Source organism: Reichenbachiella sp. (assembly GCF_039969095.1).
Taxonomy (GTDB): domain Bacteria; phylum Bacteroidota; class Bacteroidia; order Cytophagales; family Cyclobacteriaceae; genus Reichenbachiella.
Genome location: NZ_JBDVOL010000010.1, coordinates 960271 through 980496, shown reverse-complemented (window position 1 = coordinate 980496; position 20226 = coordinate 960271). Strand labels below are relative to the sequence as shown.

At 37.5% G+C, this 20226-nt stretch carries 18 protein-coding genes; 10 read left to right on the top strand and 8 right to left on the bottom strand.

Annotated elements, in window-relative coordinates; genetic code table 11:
- Positions 1-110 precede the first annotated feature (110 nt).
- The 6 genes from ABJH98_RS07485 (at position 111) to ABJH98_RS07460 (ending at position 7915) form a co-directional block, all read left to right on the top strand.
- Positions 111-4466 (top strand): PAS domain S-box protein, encoded by a 4356-nt coding sequence (locus tag ABJH98_RS07485; RefSeq protein ID WP_348307027.1) that lies wholly within the window; start codon positions 111-113, stop codon positions 4464-4466.
- A 66-nt stretch (positions 4467-4532) separates the two neighbouring features.
- Positions 4533-4910, top strand: a complete 378-nt coding sequence (locus ABJH98_RS07480) for a response regulator (RefSeq protein WP_348307026.1) — start codon at positions 4533-4535, stop codon at positions 4908-4910.
- Complete coding sequence (locus ABJH98_RS07475) at positions 4903-5175, top strand: hypothetical protein (protein ID WP_348307025.1); 273 nt, start codon at positions 4903-4905, stop codon at positions 5173-5175. The genes ABJH98_RS07480 and ABJH98_RS07475 overlap by 8 nt, the downstream gene beginning before the upstream one ends.
- Complete coding sequence (locus ABJH98_RS07470; protein WP_348307024.1) at positions 5172-5933, top strand: MBL fold metallo-hydrolase; 762 nt, start codon at positions 5172-5174, stop codon at positions 5931-5933. Before ABJH98_RS07475 ends, ABJH98_RS07470 begins: the two co-directional genes overlap by 4 nt.
- Complete coding sequence (locus tag ABJH98_RS07465; protein ID WP_348307023.1) at positions 5933-7471, top strand: NFACT RNA binding domain-containing protein; 1539 nt, start codon at positions 5933-5935, stop codon at positions 7469-7471. Before ABJH98_RS07470 ends, ABJH98_RS07465 begins: the two co-directional genes overlap by 1 nt.
- A gap of 84 nt (positions 7472-7555) precedes the next feature.
- Complete coding sequence (locus tag ABJH98_RS07460) at positions 7556-7915, top strand: DoxX family protein (protein ID WP_348307022.1); 360 nt, start codon at positions 7556-7558, stop codon at positions 7913-7915.
- A 23-nt stretch (positions 7916-7938) separates the two neighbouring features.
- On the opposite strand, the gene ABJH98_RS07455 is transcribed toward ABJH98_RS07460, so the two are convergent.
- The 7 genes from ABJH98_RS07455 to ABJH98_RS07425 all read right to left on the bottom strand — a co-directional run bounded on the left by ABJH98_RS07455 (position 7939) and on the right by ABJH98_RS07425 (position 16720).
- On the bottom strand, positions 7939-9183 hold the full coding sequence (locus ABJH98_RS07455) for a hypothetical protein (protein ID WP_348307021.1): 1245 nt from the start codon (positions 9181-9183) through the stop codon (positions 7939-7941).
- A gap of 134 nt (positions 9184-9317) precedes the next feature.
- Positions 9318-9905 (bottom strand): ElyC/SanA/YdcF family protein, encoded by a 588-nt coding sequence (locus ABJH98_RS07450; protein WP_348307020.1) that lies wholly within the window; start codon positions 9903-9905, stop codon positions 9318-9320.
- Positions 9906-10601 (bottom strand): RNA methyltransferase, encoded by a 696-nt coding sequence (locus tag ABJH98_RS07445; RefSeq protein ID WP_348307019.1) that lies wholly within the window; start codon positions 10599-10601, stop codon positions 9906-9908.
- Positions 10594-13290, bottom strand: coding sequence for a DNA gyrase/topoisomerase IV subunit A (locus ABJH98_RS07440; protein WP_348307018.1), 2697 nt, complete (start codon positions 13288-13290; stop codon positions 10594-10596). Before ABJH98_RS07440 ends, ABJH98_RS07445 begins: the two co-directional genes overlap by 8 nt.
- Positions 13291-13293: 3 nt before the next feature.
- Positions 13294-15159 (bottom strand): DNA topoisomerase IV subunit B, encoded by a 1866-nt coding sequence (locus ABJH98_RS07435; RefSeq protein ID WP_348307017.1) that lies wholly within the window; start codon positions 15157-15159, stop codon positions 13294-13296.
- Between the two features lie 198 nt (positions 15160-15357).
- Complete coding sequence (locus ABJH98_RS07430) at positions 15358-15822, bottom strand: hypothetical protein (RefSeq protein ID WP_348307016.1); 465 nt, start codon at positions 15820-15822, stop codon at positions 15358-15360.
- Positions 15823-15877: 55 nt separating this feature from the next.
- Positions 15878-16720, bottom strand: coding sequence for a DUF4197 domain-containing protein (locus ABJH98_RS07425; protein WP_348307015.1), 843 nt, complete (start codon positions 16718-16720; stop codon positions 15878-15880).
- A 118-nt stretch (positions 16721-16838) separates the two neighbouring features.
- Here ABJH98_RS07425 and ABJH98_RS07420 point away from each other — a divergent pair, with 118 nt between their 5' ends.
- From ABJH98_RS07420 to ABJH98_RS07405, 4 genes are read left to right on the top strand one after another with little or no spacing between them, the layout of a single operon-like run.
- On the top strand, positions 16839-17336 hold the full coding sequence (locus ABJH98_RS07420; RefSeq protein WP_348307014.1) for a mechanosensitive ion channel family protein: 498 nt from the start codon (positions 16839-16841) through the stop codon (positions 17334-17336).
- A 23-nt stretch (positions 17337-17359) separates the two neighbouring features.
- Positions 17360-18190 carry a mechanosensitive ion channel domain-containing protein gene (locus tag ABJH98_RS07415; RefSeq protein ID WP_348307013.1) on the top strand — a complete coding sequence of 277 codons (831 nt, stop codon included), beginning with the start codon at positions 17360-17362 and terminating at the stop codon, positions 18188-18190.
- Positions 18187-18939 (top strand): glucose 1-dehydrogenase, encoded by a 753-nt coding sequence (locus ABJH98_RS07410; protein WP_348307012.1) that lies wholly within the window; start codon positions 18187-18189, stop codon positions 18937-18939. The genes ABJH98_RS07415 and ABJH98_RS07410 overlap by 4 nt, the downstream gene beginning before the upstream one ends.
- 36 nt (positions 18940-18975) lie before the next feature.
- Positions 18976-19428, top strand: a complete 453-nt coding sequence (locus ABJH98_RS07405) for a heme-binding domain-containing protein (RefSeq protein WP_348307011.1) — start codon at positions 18976-18978, stop codon at positions 19426-19428.
- 18 nt (positions 19429-19446) lie between these two features.
- On the opposite strand, the gene ABJH98_RS07400 is transcribed toward ABJH98_RS07405, so the two are convergent.
- On the bottom strand, positions 19447-20214 hold the full coding sequence (locus tag ABJH98_RS07400) for a sulfotransferase family 2 domain-containing protein (RefSeq protein WP_348307010.1): 768 nt from the start codon (positions 20212-20214) through the stop codon (positions 19447-19449).
- Positions 20215-20226: the final 12 nt, after the last annotated feature.

The following is a 20226-nucleotide window of genomic DNA, read 5'->3' as shown; positions in this document are numbered from 1 at the left end:
GGTCGAAAAATCACAGTCTATTAGCACTTCGCATATAGATTTATTATTGAAAAAATATAAATTACTTCACTAGCCTATTCTTATTAACGCTAATTACCGTTCGATTACACATGCTTAATCAAGGCAGGACTGAATTATTGAATGAAGTAGAAAAGCTCAAGTCAGAGCTGAAAGAGCTTCACAATAAATACGACTTACTCCTAGAGTCGTCTGCCAGCTACTTTGTGATTTTTGAAGAGAGTGAAGTCATTGAATTTAGTCCAAAGGCTGAAGAAAAATTTGTATTTGCAAGTGACTTTTCTGACAAAACAATAGACGAGCTGATGCCCATTTATCAGGTCAGTGGTGAGCGTAGTAGCAAAACATGGGAGGAAAATTTCAAGAACGCCAGGAGGTCAAAATCAGATTCGTTTGAGTTTGAATTTCTTGATAAAAATGGTCAATCCTTTGCCACTATAGCTTCTATAAGCAAAGTTAAAGACGAAAGATTTCTGGTTCATTTTGACTTGGTTGAGAACACGGAGAATTTGGTTTCTTCAGCAAATGCAATCACTGATAGTGCTCCAGTATTTATAAAAATCACTAATGAAAAAAACGAAGTTACCTATTTCAGTAAAGGCTGGTTTGATTTATTAGGAAGTAAAGACGACAAGACTTACTCAGAATGGATGAACAACATTCATCCAGATGATCTCTCAGCTTATTCCACCACTATTGATTTTTCGATTTCTAAGAAAAAGAATTTTGAATATTCCTACAGAATTAAAGATGCAAATGGTGAATACCGCTGGTTATTAGAATCTGGAGTACCAAGATATTCTAAGAATAAAAAATTTATTGGCTACGCTTCAGCTGCGATAGATACTACTGAAAGAAAAGCACTCGAAGTAGAATCCACTCGAGAACGAGCCATTTCGGAATCTGAACATAAAATACAGGAGTCTTTAGATGAATCAGAAGTTGTTGCTATGACTACAAACGTAGAGGGCAGTATCACTTTCTGCAACAACAAACTTTTAGATACACTAGGGCTTAAAAAAAATAATATAGTAGGCTCCAACCTGTTCGATATTTTTATCCCAGATGCGTCAACGAAAATAAATCAAAAGAAATACGAACAAATTGCCGTAGATGGCAAATACAGTGGTGCACTAGCAGGTAAGTTTTTCACTAAGGAAAAACAGGACATTTATGTCAGGTTTAACGTTGTTTTATTAAAAGATAGTTTCAATGAAGTTTCTGGTATTAACCTGATTGGAGAAAATGTAACGGAGCAGAACAAAGTAAAAAAACAACTAGAAAAAAGTAATGCTCAGCTGACAGAGCTTTTCGACAATTCTTATGATTTAATTCAAACGTTCGATCATGATGGCGTTTTTCAATTCGTAAACCAAGCATGGGTAGAAAAATTAGGCTATCGCGATCAACTCAAGGATATAAGATTTAAAAAACTGGTGCACCCAAAAAACTGGGAACAGACAGTGGCCAATTTGGACAAACTGATCAAGGGAGAAACTATAGATAGATTCGAGACGGTTTTTGTATCAGATATGGGAAAAAACATCTTCGTGTCTGGTCGAGTCAATTGCTCATTCGACATCAATGGAAATGCTCAATTCCGGGGAATATTTTATGACATTACCGAAAGAATAAGAGCAGAAAAAGCACAGAGCCTTTATTATAAAATAGCTGACTTTAATATAGAAGGACCACAATTAGAAATATTGTATGCTAAACTATTTGATGAGCTTCAAGGTCTGTTGAATATTAAGAACCTATCTATTGATCTCAATTTTACAAATAAATCTAACGCATCGGCACCCTATGTTCGATCTGAGTTCAATGATCCAGCACAAATTGAAAATCAAAAAACAATAAATGGATTGATTGCCAAATTGATGAATGGCGAGACCAGGCAATTGATAATTTACGAAGAACAAATAAAAGAACAAGTATCCAAAAAGAACTTTAAAGGAGACTACCCTAAAGTTTGGTTAGGAGTTCAAATCACCGTCGGCAACTCTCCTATTGGTTTATTAAGTACACATTCATACGACGATCGATCAGATTTCGGAGCAAAAGACCTGGAACTTCTTTATTTCATTGCTAGTCAAATATCATTGGCTATTGAAAGAAAGATTAACGAAGAAAAGATCGTTGACCAGGCGGCACGATTAAAAGCAATTTTCGAAAGTAGTAGTCACCAGATTTGGTCGGTAGACGATAATTATAATTTAACGTCATTCAATATTAATCATACCAAATGGATGGAAGATGGTTTTGGCATCAAGACCATCATGGGTAAAGAATACGCCAAAGAAAAAAGCAAACTGACTGACTCCGTAAATAAATTTTGGGAAAAAAAATATAATGAAGCCTTCAAAGGAAAAGCCCTCAATTTTCAAAACGAGGTAAAGACTAAAAATGGTAACACCCATTGGTCCGAAGTTTTCATTAACCCGATTATTAAGGAAGATGGAACGATTGAAGAAGTCTCAGTTATTTCAAATGACATTACAGAAAAGAAAAATGCTGAATTGGCACTTTCTGAAAGTGAATCTAAGTTTAGAGAAATTTTCGAATCCATTCAGGATATTTATTTTAGATGTGATCTAAACGGAAAGCTTTTGATGGTGAGCCCATCTGCGAAAGAATCACTAGGGTTACTTCCAGAAGAAGTAATCGGTCGTAATATCACTCACTTTTTCACCTCTTCAGAATCGGCAGAAACAATTCTTAGAAATCTATTAAAACAACATAAATTCCAAAATTTAGAAGCTTCTTTTAAAACAGAAGATGATGAAAAAATAGACTTCTTGTGTAACGTAAGAGTACTTTTTCGGAACAAACAGGCCGTTGGGTTTGAAGGCGTAGCCCGTGATATTTCCGAAATAAAAAGAGCATACGAAGAACTCTCCAAGGCCAAAGAATTAGCAGAAAAATCACTGGCTATTAAAGAGAGTTTCTTAGCCAATATGAGCCACGAGATTAGGACACCTATGAACGGTATCATTGGAATGATCGATCTGATAGGAAGTACCGATTTGAATACTGAACAAATGGATTATGTGAAGACCATTAAGAAATCTTCACTTACACTCATGGATATCTTAAATGATATTCTTGATTTATCCAAAATTGAGGCAGGAAAAATGGAGCTAAAGGAACGTCCGATTAGCTTGATGGCATCTTTTCAGCGATTGTACGATTTGTTTTCAAAAGAAGCGATTGCTAATAACATCTACCTGAACTACAACCTCGATACGGAGACACCAAGCGTAATCTTACTAGATGAAACACGACTCTTACAGGTGCTGTCTAATTTGGTAAGCAATGCGATCAAGTTCTCAGATGGAAAAGGCACCATAGATATTAGTCTAATGGTGAAAACTGTAGAAGACAAAAAATGCACCTTCAAAGTGCAAATCAAAGATGAGGGAATTGGTATCCCTAAAGAGCAAATCAAAAACCTGTTTATCAACTTCAATCAGTTGGATAATTCTAGTACCAAAGTATATTCAGGGACTGGGCTTGGTTTGGCTATCTCTAAAGAGCTGGTAAGATCTATGGGTGGCGAAATTGGTGTGGTATCTACCCCAGGTCTTGGCAGTACCTTCTGGTTTACCTTCCAAGGTCAATTGCTCGAAGAAGGGTCCGAAACAAATGGATCGGATCTGGATGAACCGATGCAAATTACAAAAGAATTTGTCTCTGTAGTTCCTAGAATTCTTGTTGTCGATGACAATAAGGTAAATAGAACAGTGGCCAGCCAAATTCTGGAGAAATCTGGTTGCGATGTTAAATTGGCAGGAAGTGGTCTTGAAGCAATTGAGATTGTTAAGGAAAATACTTTAGATCTCATATTTATGGATATCCAAATGCCAAAAATGGATGGGATTCAGACGATGAAAAACATTCGATCCCTTGGTATTAAAAACCTGCCCCCTATTGTAGCAATGACTGCTTACTCTATGGAAGATGACCGGGAAAAATTCATGTCTCAAGGAATGGATGACTACGTAGCTAAGCCCATTCGAGCCGTTACCATCATAGAAAAGGTAAAAGAATATATTCAATATGATTCGTCCGTAGTTGCAGTAACTGAACAAGCCGAGAGCAATACAGACCTGTTAATAAATAAGGAAACCCTCGATCAATTGTCCAAATTTGGAGGTCCAGAGCTATTAGAAACGGTATTGTCTGATTTCGAAATTGAAGCTAATGAATTGATAAAGAATTGTATGATTCATTTTGCAGATGACCAAATTGAAGAGATCAGAAAAGAATTGCATACACTAAAAGGAAGTGCCGGTACGTTGGGAATAGAGAAATTAGCAAATTATGTCATCAAACTTGAATTGCAGTTAAAAACCGCTGACACCACAAATTTGAAACCACAATTGGACACAATTCAAGAGTGTTTCATTGAGTTTAAAGAAAATTACAAAAATATACTTCAAATGTGATTGATTTGTTTTTAACTTGACGCCTTGTTTAGCGCTTGAGGAAGCAGGTCATTTAATCAATCTTCTATGAAAAAAATAATTATTGCAGAGGACAGTTCAGTCATTCAAAACTTAACCAAAAAAATACTGGAGATTCAAAACTTTAGTATCACTTCTGTGAAAAATGGACAAGAAGTCTTAGAAAAATTAGATGCGGAAGATTATGATCTGATCCTTATGGATATCAATATGCCTAAAATGGACGGTATGGAGTGTGCGAAGGCCATCAGGAAAATGACTGATCCTATTAAATCCAAAATTCCTATTTTGGCTATCACTGGTAATGCTAAGAATTACTCTATTAATGACTTCAAGGAAGTAGGAATCAACGAATATATTCCAAAGCCATTGAACTTTGATATTTTGGTTGATAAAGTAAAAAACTACGTTTCATCAGATGATTAAATACTCGAAGCACTTTCTGAACAAACTGGAAGACCTATTTTCAGAGTCGGACTATGTGCTGAGATATGAAAAAGGAAATTTCCAATCTGGATACTGCTTACTAAAAGACACTAAAGTGGCTATAGTGAATAAGTTCTATACTTTAGATGGAAAAATCAATTGCTTGCTTGAGATCCTAAAAGAAGTGAAATTGGACACTTCAAACCTCAACGAAAAAAACAAGACGCTGCTCAAAGAACTTTCTCAAACTGCACTTAAGATTTGAAACTTACTTTTCTTGGCACCGGCACATCACAAGGTATTCCTGTCATAGCTTGTAGCTGTGAAGTATGTCGTAGTGTAGACTTTCAAGATCAACGATTAAGATCTTCAGTTTTGATCGAACAATCCGGTACTCATATTCTAATCGATACAGGCCCTGATTTCAGACAACAAATGCTAACCAATCGAGTGAAACATCTAGATGCTGTTTTATACACGCATGAGCACAAGGATCACACAGCAGGACTTGATGACATCAGAAGTTTCAATTTCAAGCAAAAAATGGATATGCCGCTCTATGGGCGATCTTCAGTACTTGATCAATTGAAACGAGAGTATGCATATATGTTTGCAGCATCAAAATATCCAGGGGTTGCAAGTGTGACGCTCAATGAAATCAAAAACACACCATTTGAAATCAATGGTGTTAGGATAGAACCAATAGAAGTGATGCATCACAATTTACCTGTATTTGGTTTTCGACTTGGAGATATGGCCTACATCACAGATGCAAAAACAGTGAGTGAATCCGAAAGAAAAAAGCTCGCTAACCTGGACGTATTAGTCATCAATGCACTACAAAAGAAACCTCACATTTCTCATTTGACTTTAGATGAAGCCATTCAATTTATAGCAGACATCAACCCAAAAAGAGCTTACATTACACATGTTGGGCACTATATGGGACTTCATAGAAATGTGCAAAGAGAACTTCCCGAAAATGTTCATTTGGCCTATGATGGCTTAATATTGCACGGATAATGCAATTCAACTATTACTTTCTGAAGGCGCTATCTGTCGAGTTATCCAAAAATCTCATTGGGAAAAATATCTCAGCTGTTTTTTCGCAAAATAAGGATGAATTGATCCTATGTTTCAATGGCCAGGGCGAAGCCTACTATATCAAAGCCAATTTGGATAGTCAATCGTCCCTCCTATCTTTTCCTCATACATTTGCTCGTGCCAAGAAAAATTCAATTGACCTTTTTACAGAAATAAACGACTTAAAGGTTGTTGGTATCAGACAATTCAAAAACGAACGCTCCTTTTCAATTCAATTCACAGAGGAGTACGAACTGCTGTTTAAACTGCACGGCAGGCATTCCAATATTTTGCTATTTCAGAATAATACTTTGAAATCGCTATTCAAGAAGAATATCGAAAAAGATCACCAACTGGATCTTAATACGCTAGACAGAGAACTTGACCAAAGCAATCAAGCGATTCGTGAAGCTGAATTTGATTTATTCAAAGTCTTCCCAACTTTTGATAAGCACATCAAAAATCACCTCAAGTCCTTAGGTTTTTATGTGGACCCTGAACCAGAAACTAAGCTTACAAAGCTCAATCTACTACTCGATCAACTCAATGATTCTAACTACTATGTCTTGAAAGAATCGCAAGGTCTTCGATTGTTCAAACCAGATGAAGAATTTGAGCTATTTGCCAGCCCAAGAGCCGCTTCGAACCATTTGGCGCGTGTGTTTTTCACTAATCATGGCTTTAGTCAACTCAAAAGCAAATTACTGACTCAAGTCAATAAAGAAATCAAAAAGAGCGAATCTTATATCAATCAGAATGAAAACAAACTGGCTGAAATAGAAAATCGACGTGGGTACGACGAATTAGCCAACATCCTGATGGCCAACTTGCATTTGAAAGTAAACACATCTGCGAAAGAAATAGAACTGTTAGATTTCTATGCCAATGAGCAAATCAAAATCAAGCTCAAACCCAATCAATCGCTGCAGCTCAATGCTGAGAATCTGTACCGAAAAGCGAAAAACCAGTCGAAAGAGATTAAGAAGCTGAAGGAAAATATTGGAGCAAAAAAAAAGGTACTAGAATCGTTAAATGAAAAAGTATCAACCATACTAGCCATCAAGGATATCAAATTACTCAAAGCATTTGAAAAGCCTACGTCAGGTCAAACCAAAGCACCTTTGCCTTTCATGGAGTTTGAAATCCATGGGTTTCAAGTGTTAGCGGGCAAAAATGCTAAAAACAACGATCTACTCACTCAGAAATTTGCCAGAAAGGATGATCTCTGGCTGCATGCGAGAGATGTATCTGGCTCACATGTGATTATTAGAAATCCTAATGGACTAAATATTCCAAATCATGTGATAGAAAAAGTGGCGCAATTAGCAGCTTGGCATTCAAAAAGAAAATCTGACACGCTCTGCCCTGTGATCTATACACCAAAAAAGTTTGTAAGAAAGCCTAAAGGTGCATTACCCGGTCAAGTGCTTCTTTCTAAAGAACAAGTAGTATTGGTAAAACCAGAACGCAATTTATAACAGACTAAAGCCATTGCAAATGGCCCTGAAAATGAGTAAATTATATGTTGATACATTAATAATAATTTACTAAACAACACAACTATGAACAACTTACCAGCAATTGGCAAATTTATGTATGCCATTCCGATGGCTGTTTTTGGGCTTTTTCATTTCATGAATGCTAGCGAAATGGGCGGAATGGTGCCCTCTTTCATTCCTGGAGGTGTCTTTTGGGTCTATGTGACTGGAGCAGCATTGATCGCAGCTGCAGTAGCCATAATCATTGAAAAGAAAGCCAAATTGGCAACCCAACTTCTAGGACTCATGCTATTGTTATTTGCGTTACTTATTCATCTGGTATCAGTAATTAATGGTGACATGCAAATGGGAATGGGAAGCTTGCTCAAAGACGTAGCATTAGCAGGTGGAGCTTGGTATATGTCTGGCCAACTATCTGACTAAAATTCAAGAAATACGCTCGTGATTTAGTGAACAAGAATCATGAGCGTATCTTTTTCTGATCCGACCATTCTTGATTGTTCCTCCTTATAAGAAATATCCCCTTTAGATGATTTCATTTGTGCTACGAAATCAGCGTCTACTACCTCAGGGCTTGGGTTTTTCTGAATGTAATTAGCCAATCCCATTAGAAATCCACCCATGGAGTATCCTAACGGTGCTTTCGTATTGCCTACCAGCTTTAAGAAGGCATTCGTTTCTGGGTTGTTGATCACATTCACTTTATACTCGGTGGAACTGCCTTCAGCAAGTTCCCAGCGGCCACAGCCAAATCCAGTCATAATATCCAAACAAGCATGCCATTTGCCATTGGTATCTGAGCTTACGATTCCAGTAATGTTTTCTTTCCAAAACTTAGAATTTAATATTTTACCAAGTGTGAAATAGGCATTTTCCTCAGCTGCTTCAGTGAATATTTTGCGAATATGACCAACACCACCTTTCCCTAGTTTTTTGTCTGCCTGCATCAATAGTCTTAACATGACCATGGGGTAATAATTAGCATATTGCTTGGTCCAAGTAGAATCGAATGATTCAATAAAACCATGGTCAGTAGCCAATCCAGTCAGATGCAAATTCTTAATGAGCTCGATGACTTTATAATCATTGATACCACTTGTATCTGTTAAAGGTTCATCTTCTTCTTGTTGCTTTCCAAAAGATGGTGATGGATTTAACTTCCTTCTCAATCCTCTATACACCTCAAATCGGCTCTTATCATCTCCCTTGGCTATGCACAGTGACTGCTTTCCATCAAATGTACCACAGGGCACATTATACATAGCCTCTACCGCGCCACATAAAAATCCGCAGGTGAAATAACCTACACCAGGGTAATTTTTAGGTCTTTCTCCAAAATATTTGATCCAGGCAGCTGCAAAATGATCTGAATTTAACTCTGCATGACCGCCCTTATTAGAGATAGAGCGCATGGATAACTTACCAAAGCCACAATGAGCAAAATAGTTCTCAACAAATTTCTTACGATCTGCTTCTTTCATTTTCCTTTTTTCTTTGAAGAATTTAGAAAATTGAGAGTAGCTAAGTATTTGAGCAGAAATTATAAGTACAGGTTTCAAGTCTATCTTGCCTGCTAATTGCTCTATTGATTTTAAAATGCTAACGTTGAAATACTCACTTTGTAGGGATAATGGCTCTTCAGCAAAATGATAGGTACTTTTATCTTCAAGATAAGTATCGAGGATTTCCATTTATTAAGGCTTCATTTAAGTCAGATAGATAAAATAAGCGTATACTGCCTAATTCACCAAGTTTGAAGCGAAGTTATTATAAGGGGTCAAGAAAAAAAATAATGGAATGATTAATTCAATATTCTCAAATCAACTCATGAAAGAATGTACAAATCCGCCACAGCTTTAGTTCTAGCCAATAATTCTCTTAAAAGTGCCCATATATGAGACCTTTTATCAGGTGTTTCTGCCACAAAACATTGTGCATGGAGTCCGAGCTTTTCAGCTATAAACAAACACCTATAGGCGTGGTATTCTTGTGTAATGAGAATGCATTGATTGTAACCATGAACATCCCTTAATCTAGCCAGAGACTCTATCGTTCGATTACCATACTTGTCTAAAATGAGATCGTTTGCGTCAATACCCTGCGCCACTAAAGCCTCTTTCATGGCTTCTGCTTCATCATAGTAAATTGAATCTTTTGATCCACTTAAAATCAGTTTTTCAACTTTACCGGCATTCAGTAATTGTTTTGCTGATTCTACTCGGTGGTTGAAAAATGGATTGGGTTCACCATTGACTTGATGTTGGCTGGTGCCAAATACCAATCCTACTTCAGATCCTATAAGCATTCGACTGTCTTTTATGATCCCATTATGGGTTGTCCCAACAATCCAAACATTGCAAAGGACAATGAATGAAAAAGCAGATATGATGAACCATTTTATTGCTTTTAACATTTAGGAATTGTTCTTAGGATTATAAGTTTTATTAAATGCTGTAATATGTATATCCACATTGGGCACCATTTTTTGATACCATTCCAGCTTCAACGAAAATTTTTCTTCAGGTGTTAGTCCAATATTACTTCCTTTTCGGATTTGGTGATTAAAATCTTCTAAGATGACAGCTGCACTTACGGATATATTAAAACTTTCGGTGAATCCTCTCATTGGAATTTTCACAAATCCATCCGCATGATCTTTGACAAAATCGCTAATACCAGTTTCTTCTGCACCAAAAACCACTGCTGTCTTTGTTGTAATTTCAATTTCCCTGAAATCTGAAGCATATTCATGTGGAGAGGTGGCCAATATCTGATATCCATTCATTTTTAGATGATCAAAACAAATTTTCATGTTTTGATCTGAACTATTGTATTTATGCAGCGTCAACCACTTCCCTGCTCCTCTCAATACATAAGGGTTGTAATCATAGGTATTCCGTTGTTCAACCACATGGATGTCTTGAAGACCCAAACCTTCCGCTGTTCGCATCACTGCGCTTGCATTGTGAGCTTTAAACAAATCCTCAAGAACTACTGTCAAATATCGAGTTCGTTGGCCTAGAATCTCTTCAAATCGACTCTTTTTATGTTCAGTCACATACTCGGACAGATAAGCGAGTAAAGCCTTATGATATTGAATATTATTCAAAGAGTCCAAGCTGCGGTTTATCTTCGTCCTCATCTTCAGATTTTGAACTACTTAAGTCAATCGAACTCCCAACATCAAAGCCTTCCTTTTGTGTTTCCTCCTGCTCCACTTCCTTCTGCACCTCAGCTTTCAAGTCTTCTATTGCTGAAGTGTCAACTATAGATGTTTCTGCCTCTTTAACCTCTTCTTCGGTATTCAGTTCTTCTACCTTGGAAATATTCTGTACGGGAAATTTATTACCAATAGATTTCCAACCCTTTTTATCTATCAACTCCGCTAGCACAAATTCTTTTTCACTTTTAGAACGTTCTCCTTTCTTTCTATAAGTCACTTTGATTTGCGGATCGTCGGCTACGGAAATGTGTAACAATTTCGAATTGGGTGATTCATTAATAAATGAAAAAGCCTTTCCAACTGTTAATGTTTCTATGTTGAAGCGCTTGACATACACCACTTTAGACTCTCCATCCTGATGCAATACACTCAGAACTTGATCCGGGTCAAACTTATGTATGCTGAAGATTTGACCATGATTATAGTGGTTGGATAATTCAAAAGAAGTCAATTCATAGCTGCCATCTTTGTAGAATACAATGACATAATCTTCTGCATTAAAATTACCTAAGTGAATCCCTCTTTCATCACGATTGAGTCGACCTATGGTAGCATCATACCAAATATCAGTTCCAGCGAGCGTAGACTTACCAGCCGTTTTCAAATCAATTTTCCTAACTGGGTACTTGGTTAAGATATTACCTCCAGCGCCTCGCCCTTTGATGTCAATCTCTGCGAAATCAAAATCAAATACTTTCTTACGCGCCTTGGCTCCTGCAGTCAAATAAACGGTAACAACTTCTGCTTCTCCATTTGGATTGGCAGTGAAGTAGTGGACTTTAGAGCCTTTTTCGCTTTTGGTCAGGTTATATTCCTTGTCTCGGGTAACAGAGGTCACATTGAATCGTTTGATCATCGTACGACCAGATTTCCCATCCAGGTAGCATAAGTTGTAAACCATGCGCTCATCTCCTTTTTTGAAGACTCCCGCATATATAATATCCTTTCCAACAAAGACCTTGTCCTGTATTTTAGTGACCACACAACGACCGTCTTTTCTGAATACAATGATATCATCCAGATCCGAACAGTCTGAAATGAATTCATCTTTCTTTAATCCATACCCAATAAAGCCGTCTTTATAATTAGCATAAAGTTTAGCATTATTAGCCGCTACAGCCGTGGCTGCAATAGTCTCGATAGAAGAAATTTCAGTTTTTCGTTCTTTGCCTTCACCGTATTTTTTGAGTAGGTTGGAAAAATAAGCAATGGAATAATCAATAAGATTCGCTAGGTGATGTTCTACTTGTGCTAATTCTTCCTGAAGCTTTTTCATCAACTCGTCTGCTTTAAACGAGTCAAACTTTGAGATACGTTTGATTTTTATCTCAGTCAGGCGCACAATATCGTCCGGTGTAATTTCTCTATAAAACTGAGGTTTGAAAGGCTCCAAACCTTTGTCTATCGTCTCAATTACTGCTTCCCAAGTTTCACATTCTTCAATGTCTCTATAAATCCGATTCTCTATGAATATCTTTTCTAAAGATGAGAATAAAATCTTCTCTAGCAATTCTCCTTTTCTAATCTCCAGTTCCTGGCGCAACAAATCAACCGTTTGATCTGTGTTCATCTTGAGGATTTCATGCACATTAGTAAACATGGGCTTCTCATCCACGATCACACAAGCATTGGGAGATATAGACACCTGACAATCTGTAAAGGCATACAGGGCATCTATCGTAATGTCAGGAGAAACTCCTGGAGCTAACTGCACCAAGATCTCGATGTCTTTAGCGGTGTTGTCAACTACTTTTTTAATCTTGATCTTACCTTTGTCATTGGCTTTAATAATAGATTCTATCAAACTAGTAGTAGTCGTGCCAAATGGGATGTCTTTGATCACCAACTGCTTTTTGTCGTACTCCTCAATTTTAGCACGAACCTTAACTTTACCACCTCGATGACCTTTGTTGTATTCTTCTACATCAATGGTTCCGCCAGTTTGAAAGTCTGGATAAAGCTTAAAACTTTTTCCTTTGAGGTGTTTGATGGAAGCGTCAATCAATTCGCAGAAATTGTGTGGCAATATCTTAGTTGACAAACCAACAGCAATACCTTCCACCCCTTGTGCCAACAACAATGGAAATTTGACAGGAAGTGTAACAGGTTCCCTTTTTCTACCATCATAAGACAATTGCCAATCGGTAGTCTGAGGATTATAAAGGATATCTAGCGCCAACTTTGAAGGCCGGGCCTCAATATACCTAGATGCAGCCGCACGGTCTCCAGTACGAACATCGCCCCAATTGCCTTGCATATCAATGAGCAATTCCTTTTGACCCATGTTCACCATGGCATCACCGATGGACATATCGCCATGTGGGTGGTACTGCATGGTGCTTCCTATGATATTGGCCACTTTGTTGTACCTACCATCATCCATTTCCTTCATAGCATGAAGAATACGGCGTTGTACAGGTTTTAGGCCATCATTAATAGCGGGTACAGCTCGTTCGAGAATAACGTATGAAGCATAGTCTAAAAACCAGTTTTCATACATGCCTGACACAGGAATGACATCATGTAAGGGTTCGTTCGATTGATTTTGACCGTTGATATTATTGTTTTCTTCCATTGGTTAAACTAATTCTTCCTCTACTAGATCCTTCTCTACGCGTAGTTTGTCGATAATAAAATTTTGTCTGTCTGGTGTGTTTTTGCCCATATAGAATTTTAGGAGATCTTCGATCTTGGTGTCCTTTCTTAAGATTACAGGTTCTAATCTAATATCCTCCCCTATGAACTCACCGAATTCTTCAGGCGAAATCTCACCCAATCCCTTAAATCGAGTGATTTCTGGCTTGCTGCCAAGTTTATGAATTGCTTTCTGCCTCTCTTCGTCACTGTAGCAGTAGATCGTTTCTTTCTTATTTCTTACCCTGAAAAGTGGAGTTTCCAAAATGAAAACATGTCCACTCTTTACCAGATCTGGAAAAAATTGCAAAAAATAAGTGAGTAGTAGCAAACGTATATGCATTCCATCTACATCCGCATCAGTCGCGATTACTATTTTTCGATAACGTAATCCTTCAATTCCATCTTCTATATTAAGTGCATGCTGGAGCAGGTTGAATTCTTCATTTTCATACACCACTTTTTTGGTATGCCCAAAACAGTTGAAAGGCTTACCTCTCAAACTGAACACGGCTTGCGTCTGCACATCCCTGGATTTAGTAATGGATCCACTAGCAGAATCACCCTCAGTGATAAACAGCACGGTTTCAGCTAAACGATCTTCGTCCCCCTTCTTATCGTCAAAATGAAGTCGGCAGTCCCTTAATTTTTTATTATGCAGGTTGGCTTTTTTGGCTCGGTCGTTGGCCAATTTCTTGATGCCAGCTATTTCTTTTCTTTCACGTTCAGATTGTAGAATTCGTTTGAGTAATGCATCTGCCACTGCCTGATTTTTATGCAAATGATCATCTAGTGCTTTCCGAACAAAATCAAGTACAAAACTCCTCATGGTAGGCCCATCATGGGCTACGTTCAGAGAACCTAACTTAGTCTTAGTCTGTGACTCAAACACGGGTTCTTGCACCCTTACAGCTATGGCACCAACAATACTGGCCCTAATATCAGCTGCATCATAATCCTTTTTATAAAAGTCTCTGATCGTCTTGACGACTGCTTCTCTAAAAGCCGCTAAGTGTGTTCCACCTTGGGTGGTATACTGACCATTGACAAAGGAATAATACTCCTCACCATACTGATTGGAGTGTGTAATGGCTAATTCAATGTCTTCTCCTTTTAAATGTATGATTGGATATCTGATGTTGTCCACATCTGATTTTCTAGTCAAAAGGTCTAACAGTCCATTTTCACTATGATACTTCTCACCATTAAAGTTAATCGTCAATCCGGCATTTAAGAAAGCGTAGTTCCAAATCTGATTATCCAGATATTCAGGAATGAAATGATAATTCTTGAAAACAGTATTATCCGGCTCAAATGCAATCAGCGTCCCATTGCGTTCGCTTGACTTGGCAATTTTGGCGTCATTGGTTAATTCGCCCGTATTGAATTCTGCCAGTTTGGTCTCTCCATCTCGAAAGGATTGCACTTTGAAATAGGTAGACAAAGCATTTACAGCCTTGGTACCAACTCCATTCAGTCCAACAGATTTCTGGAAGGCAGACGAATCGTATTTACCACCTGTATTGATTTTAGATACACAATCGACCACTTTTCCTAAAGGGATCCCACGACCATAGTCTCGAACTTCTACCCTATGGTCACCTACCTTCACATGGATCGTTTTACCATGTCCCATGACATGCTCATCGATACAGTTATCAATCACTTCCTTTACTAAAACGTAAATTCCATCATCGACTGCAGAACCATCGCCTAACTTACCAATATACATACCTGGTCTGAGGCGAATATGCTCGCGCCAATCCAGCGACTTAATACTATCTTCATTATATTCTACACTAGCAGCCATACTTCTCCAAATTCCAAAAGATTATTACTCAACAACTAAAAATGGGGGTTTTACACTTTCCAAAATCGGAGGTGAATATAGAACATTTGGAGCTAAAAAATCAACTCGAAATTGTCATGAACAAACCCTAAAACTACAATTATATTGGACTGATTATTTAATTCAATCTACGTAAGTATCTGAAAAACAGCTGGTTTTTTACCTTCTTGAAAATTGCAAATAAATAAACCAAAAAATCCACCCTGCTAAGAGCACCGGGCCGATGTAAATCAAAGCAACGTAGTTTGCTATATCGAAATGCTCTGAATTGTGATACATCCCAACAAACATGATGGAGAAAATGTAAATCACATTGATAACGAATGAGAGACCCATCAACCAATGGTAAACTAACTCTGCCGAGGACATGTCTTCAAAGTCTGATTTATCAAGGTTTAAATGACCACGGTTCATTTTTCTATACAACAATATGGATCCATTGGTTAGTACAAATAACCCAAGTGCAGCATAAAAGAAATCAGCTCGATATATGAGTATACTGGCAGTCCCATTTGGCTCAAAAAACACCCCAAATTGATTGGGAAGAAATGCGTATACGTATAATAAAATAGTAAGAAATGTCAGGATAGACAGGGTATAGAGCAACTTGGTTACCTTAATCATATTTTAGCGTCAGTTCAAACTACAAATGTATATAATGTACAAAGGAAATAAAGGATTAATTTCCTTTTGCCTCATCACTTGAAAACACTTTTTTAATGATGGCACTCGTGTAATCCATGGGATTGGCTCTAATCTTCTTTTCTTCCTTACCTATCAGGTGGAACAATCCATCTATGGCTTTGTCCGTGGCATATCCATCGAGTGTAGCTGGAAGTTTTTCGGACTTTAAATAGTCCCTTGTCTTAATAGTGTAGGTATTGATCAGATAGTTAACTTCATATTCATAGTTAACAAAATCCGCAACTGAGCCATAAATCTGAGTCGCATTTGTCTTATCCAAAGCACTTTTAATTTCAGGCTTGAAAGCTGATTGCAAACTACTTTTGGTTTTAGAATAAAAATAATCCGTCGCTGATTGTTCACCTCCCTGCAATATTCCTAACGCATCCGAAAAACTCATGGTACGAATGGCTTCCCCAAAAATTGGGATGGCTTTTTTTGCGGCCTGTTCAGCTCCCCTATTCATAGCAATCACCAATTCTTCAAAAGGATCTGAATCCAAATTTGGATTAGTTGAAACATAAGTGTCTAAGATTTTTTGATAAGGCACTTTGACTGCCCCATTTAAAAGCGACACAGAACCAGTGTTAATTTCATCCTGAAGAGATTTCACTTCTTGTGGCAAGATCAACTTAATAGCTTCATTTTTTAAGTAGCCATTCACGGCAGACGCAGAGGTTACTGACTTGTCAAGGCCTACATCCAAAGCTTCTTTCAATCCTGCTACAATCTCTTGATTGGACAATCCCATATTTTGATCTAGGATAGTCTTTAATTCGGCGCATCCAACCATTATTAACATGATTAAAGCTGCTATTATACTATTGGTCAATTTCATAAAATTATTTTCTATTGGTCAATCAAAATTAGATGGAATTTGTTCTTTCTAAGATCAAATTTTGATCAATTTAATCATAACTTCGATCCATATTTATAAAAAAACAAGCGAATTCATAATGCAAGACAAGCTAGTCATTCAAAGCCTTTTATCTGTCGGTCTGTTGATCGTCTATTCCATCGCAAAATTCTTAACCAGAAGATACACAGAGAAGTTTGCAACCAGCCGTAAATTTAAAAAAGGTCGTGCAGCGGATACTGCTAAAATTATCAATAGTACGTTTTTAGTTGTGAGCTTAGTTATTCTTGGTTTTATCTGGAATATTACTTTTGAAGGCCTTGCGATTTATTTTGCTTCCTTTTTTACCGTAGCAGGTATTGCACTTTTTGCCAGTTGGTCTATACTTAGCAATATCACTGCAAGTGCTGTTTTATTCTTTAGTTTTCCACATAGGATCGGATCTAAAATAAGAATAATAGATGGTGACAATACTGTGGAAGGTACCATTATAGACATGACACTTTTCTCTCTCCACATTGAAGTGGAGAAGAAAAAAATTGTTTTTTACCCCAATAACCTTGCAGTACAAAGGCCAATTATGGAAATTATGGATTAGTATTTATTACTTACCTAATTCGTATGAAAGAATTCCTTCAATTTAAGCTTATTCATTTTGGTGACATCAATATCATGGTGTATCACGTCCTAGCTATTATTGGAGTTGTTGTTGCTACAAAACTTGTCCTCTTTATTCTAAGACGATTTTTTAAACAGCAAATCAAATCTGGGAAATTTGACGAAGGAAGAGCTTGGGCCTTTTATCAAATTTTGAAGTATGTAGTCATTGTTGCTGCAATTGCCATAGGTCTAGAGTTAATTGGCGTTCAGCTAACCTTACTTCTAGCTGGTTCTGCCGCCTTATTAGTTGGATTTGGACTCGGGGTTCAGCAACAATTCAATGATTTAGTTTCTGGATTGGTACTGCTTTTTGAAGGTACTGTTTCAATTGGTGATATTGTAGAGTTAGAAGGCCTTGTAGGAAGAATAACAGAAATCAACATCCGAACCTCTACCGTAGTTACAAGAGATGGAATTATCATTATAGTACCCAATTCAAAACTGGTTAGTGACAAGGTGATCAACTGGTCACACAATCGTCAGTCTACGCGCTTTGTGGTTAAAGTTGGAGTAGCCTATGGCACAGATGTAAGAAAGGCTACGGCTTTGATAGAACGAGCCGCTGAAAACCACCCTGAAATCGCAAAAAAACCCAAACCATTTGCCAGATTCGTGGATTTTGGTAATTCTTCGCTAGATTTAGAAATTAGGTTTTGGTGCAAAAATATGTGGCAAATTGAATCTATTAAGAGCGACCTTAGATTCGAAATCTATGACCTTTTTCATAAAAATGGTATTGAAATACCATTCCCTCAAACAGATATTCATATAAAAACAAATCATACCAAATGAGCAAATTTTCACTCAAAGACAAAGTAGCCATCGTAACTGGTGCAAGCAAAGGCATTGGCGAAGCCATGGCAAGTATTTACGCTGCAGCAGGTGCCAAAGTGGTTGTTTCCAGTAGAAAACAAGAAGCTGTAGATGAAGTAGCTGAGAAAATCAGCAAAGGCGGTTTTGAAGCTATAGGTGTGGCTTGCAACACAGGTGATATGGATCAAATCGGCAACTTAGTAGATCAGACATTAGAAGCTTATGGCAAAGTTGATATTGTGGTGAATAATGCAGCGACTAATCCAGTTTTTGGGCCTGTGATCCAAACCGACACTTCTGCTTTTGACAAAATTATGGATGTGAATGTGAAAGGGCCTTTAGAATTAGTGAAGCTATGTGTGCCTCATATGGAAGCTGGTGGATCTATCATCAACATCAGTAGTGTCGGAGGTATTTCTCCTGAAGCTCATTTAGGCATTTACAGTGTGAGTAAAGCTGCTTTGATCTCCTTGACTAAAGTGCTGGCCAAGGAGCTTGGTCCACAAGGCATTCGAGCTAATGTAATATGTCCAGGCTTAATAAAAACTAAGTTCAGTGAAGCCCTTTGGACCAATGATGACTTGACGAAAAAGTTTGTAAAACATCTGCCGCTCAAGCGAATAGGTGAATCAGATGAAATCGCTGGATTAGCACTGTTTCTGGCTTCTGAAGCCTCTTCTTATTGCACAGGTGGTGTTTATACTGCTGATGGTGGATTTACTATCTAAAACTACTATATTCGAATCCAAATTAAGATTTATTCAATGACACTAAAAACAAAAATCATAGCTGGACTAGTAGCTGTACTTGTAATCATGCAGTTTTTCGGAATAGATAAGGAAAACCCATCATATGCTGCTGAAAATGATTTTCTAGCCATGACCAATCCACCTGAGGAAATTGCTCAAATCATAAAAACATCTTGTTATGATTGTCACTCGTACCATACAAAGTACCCTTGGTACACTAATGTAGCCCCTTTGTCGTGGTGGATTGGAGATCACATTGAGGAAGGCCGAGAACATTTCAACCTATCTGAATGGGGTGCGTATTCTGAAAAGAAAGCTTTGCACAAACTCGAAGAATTTTATGAGGAAGTGGAAGAAGGTGAAATGCCTTTGACTTCTTATACGCTGATACATGGCGAAGCCAGCCTCTCTGACGAACAAGTGAAGAAATTGGTGACTTGGGTAAAGAGCTTGCCAGGAGTGAAATAACAATCGAATTCAATTCGATTAGAAATTGAAGGCTTTAAAGTCTTCTAAATAAATAGATTTAACTAATGATTCTGTACGATTAGATATGGAATCATTTTTTTTGTTTCTGTTTTGATTTTGCCACTCTACAGATAGTCCGTGCTTCTTTAAATATGGAATGATTTCATCATTCATATTCTCAAACTTAAAAACCCTAAGGTTTTCTGTATCTGGAACGCAGTATTTTTGTACTCTAAAGTGTGGTTCTTTGATCGAATCGGGGATTTTAGCTACCAATTGTACAAACTGATCAAAGGACAGGTTCTGCTTAAAGATTCCAAAGTAGAGATGACTAAAGTAACCCGTTTGGTCTCTATCTTTCACTTGATCATAGTAACATGAAAGCAAACGGTCCATAGGATTTCTGACCACAACAAAACTCTCATATCCAGATTCAATAAAAGATTTTGTGTGTGTTTTTGCTAGTTGATGCACATCCCTTACTGTCATTTTTTCAAATGACTTGTTAGGGTATTCTATTTGTAGAAATGACGATACTATTGAAGTACTCGCATTCTTGTTGATCAATACAAAAGCCAGTTTCTTGTCATTACAATGATAAACAGTAAACGATTGTTGTTTGTTCTGACGGTAAATAGAAGCAAGAGCTATCAACTGACAAAGGATGGGTGTTTTGAGTAATGTTCTTCTCCAAAACCTGATAGATTCACCAACGTTTGAATATAAGCTCCGAAACAATTTCCCATGTTTCATAATGATCAGGAAAAAGGAAAACCATTGTTTCATCTTCGGATACGT

Bases quoted from the DNA above. Each gene is read 5' to 3' on its own strand.
- ABJH98_RS07410 (WP_348307012.1), top strand. From the start codon at position 18,187: ATGAGCAAATTTTCACTCAAAGACAAAGTAGCCATCGTAACTGGTGCA.
- ABJH98_RS07465 (WP_348307023.1), top strand. From the start codon at position 5,933: ATGCAATTCAACTATTACTTTCTGAAGGCGCTATCTGTCGAGTTATCC.
- ABJH98_RS07475 (WP_348307025.1), top strand. From the start codon at position 4,903: ATGATTAAATACTCGAAGCACTTTCTGAACAAACTGGAAGACCTATTT.
- ABJH98_RS07430 (WP_348307016.1), bottom strand. From the start codon at position 15,822: ATGATTAAGGTAACCAAGTTGCTCTATACCCTGTCTATCCTGACATTT.
- ABJH98_RS07420 (WP_348307014.1), top strand. From the start codon at position 16,839: ATGCAAGACAAGCTAGTCATTCAAAGCCTTTTATCTGTCGGTCTGTTG.
- ABJH98_RS07480 (WP_348307026.1), top strand. From the start codon at position 4,533: ATGAAAAAAATAATTATTGCAGAGGACAGTTCAGTCATTCAAAACTTA.
- ABJH98_RS07485 (WP_348307027.1), top strand. From the start codon at position 111: ATGCTTAATCAAGGCAGGACTGAATTATTGAATGAAGTAGAAAAGCTC.
- ABJH98_RS07455 (WP_348307021.1), bottom strand. From the start codon at position 9,183: ATGGAAATCCTCGATACTTATCTTGAAGATAAAAGTACCTATCATTTT.
- ABJH98_RS07405 (WP_348307011.1), top strand. From the start codon at position 18,976: ATGACACTAAAAACAAAAATCATAGCTGGACTAGTAGCTGTACTTGTA.
- ABJH98_RS07415 (WP_348307013.1), top strand. From the start codon at position 17,360: ATGAAAGAATTCCTTCAATTTAAGCTTATTCATTTTGGTGACATCAAT.
- ABJH98_RS07435 (WP_348307017.1), bottom strand. From the start codon at position 15,159: ATGGCTGCTAGTGTAGAATATAATGAAGATAGTATTAAGTCGCTGGAT.
- ABJH98_RS07450 (WP_348307020.1), bottom strand. From the start codon at position 9,905: ATGTTAAAAGCAATAAAATGGTTCATCATATCTGCTTTTTCATTCATT.
- ABJH98_RS07440 (WP_348307018.1), bottom strand. From the start codon at position 13,290: ATGGAAGAAAACAATAATATCAACGGTCAAAATCAATCGAACGAACCC.
- ABJH98_RS07425 (WP_348307015.1), bottom strand. From the start codon at position 16,720: ATGAAATTGACCAATAGTATAATAGCAGCTTTAATCATGTTAATAATG.
- ABJH98_RS07460 (WP_348307022.1), top strand. From the start codon at position 7,556: ATGAACAACTTACCAGCAATTGGCAAATTTATGTATGCCATTCCGATG.
- ABJH98_RS07400 (WP_348307010.1), bottom strand. From the start codon at position 20,214: ATGAAACAATGGTTTTCCTTTTTCCTGATCATTATGAAACATGGGAAA.